At 75.2% G+C, this 4,122-nt stretch carries 2 protein-coding genes; both read left to right on the forward strand.

Annotation, left to right across the window (positions count from 1 at the left end):
• On the forward strand, nucleotides 1-2,192 hold a 2,192-nt coding region (locus ACFV4F_RS42695), incomplete at its 5' end, for a type I polyketide synthase (RefSeq protein ID WP_380511300.1).
• A 58-nt stretch (nucleotides 2,193-2,250) separates the two neighbouring features.
• Nucleotides 2,251-4,122, forward strand: a 1,872-nt coding sequence (locus ACFV4F_RS42700; protein ID WP_380511303.1) for a type I polyketide synthase, incomplete at its 3' end; no start/stop codon positions are given.

The raw sequence follows: 4,122 nt of genomic DNA on the forward strand, positions 1-4,122 counted from the left end.
GCTCGGTCGTCGCCGACCAGACCGGGAACCGGGAGGAGGCGGACCTCGGCCCGGCCTTCGACGGGCTGCGGTCGGTCTGGCGGCGCGGCGAGGAGACCTTCGTCGAGGCGGCCCTGCCGGGCGACGCGGCCGACGACGCCGCCGGGTTCGGCGTGCACCCGGCGCTGCTGGCGGCCGTGGTGCGGGCGGACGGCCAGGGGCTGGTGCCGGTCGCGTGGTCCGGGGTGTCGCTGCACGCCTCGGGCGCGTCCGTGGTGCGTGCGCGGATCGTGCGGACGGGCGCGGAGACGCTCGCGCTCGCCGTCGTGGACGCCGCCGGGGAGCCGGTGCTGTCGGCCGAGGCCGTGACGCTGGCCGAGCCGGCCGCCGTGGTGCAGGGAGCGGCCGCGGCGGGCTCGCTGCTGCGGCTGGAGTGGGTGCCCGCGCCGTCGCGTGCGGGTGAGCGCGTGACGGCGGTGACGCTGGGCGCGGACGTGCCGTCGTTCGCCGACCTGACCGACGACGTGCCGGGTGCCGTGGTGGTCCCGGTGGCGGGCGGTTCGACGCCCGAGCAGGTGCACGAGGTGACGGCGTGGGCGCTGGGCCTGGTGCAGGAGTGGCTGGCGGAGCCGCGGTTCGCGGACGCGCGCCTGGTGTTCGTCACCCGGGGTGCGGTCGACGGAGTGTCGGACCTCGCCGGTGCTGCCGTGTGGGGCCTGGTACGGGCGGCCGAGTCGGAGAACCCGGGCCGGTTCGTGCTCGTGGATGCGGACGGCGAGCTCCCGCTGGACGCGGTGCTCGCCGTGGGCGAGCCGCAGGTGGTGGTCCGCGACGGCGTCGTCCGGGTGGGCCGGCTGGCCCGGGTGGCTCCCGGTGAACCCTCGACGGGCTGGGGCACGGGCACCGTGGTGATCACGGGTGGCACCGGCGGCCTGGGCCGTCTCGTCGCCCGGCATCTCGTCACCGAACACGGCGTGCGGGAGCTGCTGTTGCTGAGCCGCCGTGGTGGCGCGTCCGAGCTGGTGGAGGAGCTGGCAGGGCTGGGTGCCCGCGCGGAGGTCGTGGCCTGTGACGCGGCCGACCGCGAGGCGCTCGCGCAGGCTTTGGACGGCCGGACGATCACGGGTGTCGTGCACGCGGCCGGTGTGCTGGACGACGGCATTGTCACCGCGCTGACCCCCGAGCGTCTGTCGGCCGTCCTCCGTCCCAAGGTCGACGCCGCGTGGAACCTGCACGAACTGACCAAGGACCAGGACCTCACGGCCTTCGTCCTCTTCTCCTCCATCTCGGGTGTGATGGGTACGGCCGGTCAGGGCAACTACGCTGCGGCCAACGTCTACCTGGACTCCCTCGCGCACTGGCGCCGCCACCAGGGCCTGCCCGCCCAGTCCCTGGGCTGGGGCGCCTGGATGCCCACCGCCGGTATGACCGGGACCCTCTCGGAAGCCGACCTGCACCGCCTCCACGCCTCCGGCGTCCCGCCCCTCACCGAGGAGGACGGCCTCGCCCTGCTCGACGCCGCGAGCGGCGTCGACCGACCGCACCTCGCCCCGATCCGGCTCGACCGGCACGCCCTCGCCACGGCCGGGGCACCGCCGCTGTTCGCCGAGCTCGCGCCCCGCCGCGCCGCCGCCCGGCGCACGGCCGCCGGCCCGGCCGGGAGCGCGGCGACCGGCGACCGGGGCGTGCTCGACCGGCTGCCCGGCCTCGCCGCCGCCCAGCAGGAGAAGCTGCTGCTGGACATCGTCGTCGGCCACCTCGCCGCCGTCCTCGGCCACGGCTCGCCCGAGGCCGTCGAACCCGAGCGCGGCTTCCTCGACCTCGGCATGTCCTCCCTGACCGCCGTCGAGCTGCGCAACCGCCTCAACGCCGAACTCGGCCTGCGGCTGCCCACCACGACGATCTTCGACCACCCGTCGCCCACCGCCCTCGCCGGGCGCCTGCGCGACCTGGTCGGCGCACCCGCCGGCACCGCGGCGCCCGCCCGGCCCGTCTTCGCCGAACTCGACGAGCTGGAGAGCGCGCTCGGCGCCACCGAACTGGACGCCGACTCCCGCACCCGCCTCCTCGCCCGCCTCAAGAGCCTCCAGTGGCGGCTCGACGGCGACGCCACCGAGTCGCCCGCGGCCGCCGACGGGCCGGACGACGCGCTCGACGCCACCACGGACGACGAGATGTTCGACCTGATCGACCGCGAGCTCGGACTCGCCTGAGGCGACCCCGTAAGACGCCGGCCCGTACCACCCTTCCGAACTGCGAGGTTTCCCACCCATGGCCAGCACCTCCGAGGACAAGCTCCGCGACTACCTCAAGAAGGTCACCGCGGACCTGCGGCGCACGAAGCAGCGCCTGGAGTCCGTCGAGGCGAGGGACGCCGAGCCGATCGCGATCGTCGGGATGGCCTGCCGCTACCCCGGCGGCGCGACCACGCCCGAGGAGCTGTGGCGGCTGCTGGCGGACGGCGTCGACACCGTCACCGAACTGCCGACCGACCGCGGCTGGGACATCGAGCACCTCTACGACCCCGAGCCTGGCAAGGAGGGCCACAGCTACACCCGCCACGGCAGCTTCCTGCACGACGCCGGCGACTTCGACCCCGGCTTCTTCGGGATCTCGCCGCGCGAGGCGCTCTACATGGACCCGCAGCAGCGGCTCCTCCTGGAGACCTCGTGGGAGGCGCTGGAGCGGGCGGGCATCGACCCGCTGTCCCTGCGCGGCAGCCGGACCGGCGTCTTCGCGGGCGTCATGTACCACGACTACGCCCTCAACACGAACCCCTCCGGCACCAGCGGCGGCAGCGTCGTCTCCGGCCGGGTGTCCTACACGCTGGGCCTGGAGGGCCCGGCGGTGACCGTCGACACGGCCTGCTCCTCCTCGCTCGTCGCCCTGCACCTGGCGGTCCAGGCGCTGCGCACCGGCGAGTGCTCGCTGGCCCTCGCGGGCGGCGCGACCGTGATGTCGACGCCGGGCATGTTCATCGAGTTCTCGCGGCAGCGGGGCCTCTCGGCGGACGGCCGGTGCAAGGCGTTCGCCGGCGCGGCCGACGGCGTCGGCTGGTCCGAGGGCGTCGGGGTGCTGCTCGTCGAGCGGCTGTCCGACGCGGAGCGCAACGGTCACCGGGTGCTCGCGGTGATCCGCGGTACGGCCGTCAACCAGGACGGCGCGAGCAACGGCTTCTCGGCGCCGAACGGTCCGTCCCAGCAGCGGGTGATCCGCCAGGCGCTGGCGAGCGCCGGTCTGTCGGCGGCGGACGTCGACGCCGTCGAGGCGCACGGCACCGGCACCACGCTGGGCGATCCGATCGAGGCGCAGGCGGTCCTCGCCACCTACGGCCAGGACCGTGGACTCCCGCTGCTGCTCGGCTCGATCAAGTCGAACATCGGGCACGCGCAGGCGGCGGCCGGTGTGGCCGGCGTGATCAAGATGGTGCTGGCGATGCAGCACGGCGTGCTGCCGAAGTCGCTGCACATCGACCGGCCCTCGCCGCACGTCGAGTGGTCGCAGGGCGCGGTCGAGCTGCTGGCCGAGGCCCGGGACTGGCCGGCCACCGGCCGTCCGCGCCGGGCGGGCGTGTCCGCCTTCGGGATCAGCGGGACCAACGCGCACGTGATCGTCGAGCAGGGCCCCGAGCCGGTGGTCGAACCGTCCACCGGTGGGCGGGAGTCGGGCACGCTGCCGTGGCTGCTCGCCGCGGCGACGCCGGAGGCCCTGCGGACGCAGGCCGAGCGGCTCGCGACCTTCGTCGGCGCGCGGCCGGAGCTCGGCGCACTGGACGTCGCCCACTCGCTCGTCGCGACCCGGCCCGCGCTGGAGCACCGCGCGGTGCTGCTCGGCGCGGACCGGGAGGAACTGCTGGCCGGGCTGGAGGCGCTGAGCCGGGGCGAACTCGCCCCGGGCGCGGCCACTTCGTCCGCCCGGGCGGGTGGGGCGACGGCGTTCCTGTTCTCCGGTCAGGGCTCGCAACGGCTGGGCATGGGGCAGGAGTTGTACGACCGTTTCCCGGTGTTCGCCGAGGCCTTCGACGACGTCTGCGCGGAGCTGGATCCGGCGTTGCGCGACGTGGTGTGGGGGTCGGATGCGGAGCTGCTGAACCGGACGGAGTACGCCCAGGCCGGGCTGTTCGCCGTCGAGGTGGCGCTGTTC

The organism is Kitasatospora sp. NPDC059722 (assembly GCF_042733235.1).
Taxonomy (GTDB): domain Bacteria; phylum Actinomycetota; class Actinomycetes; order Streptomycetales; family Streptomycetaceae; genus Kitasatospora.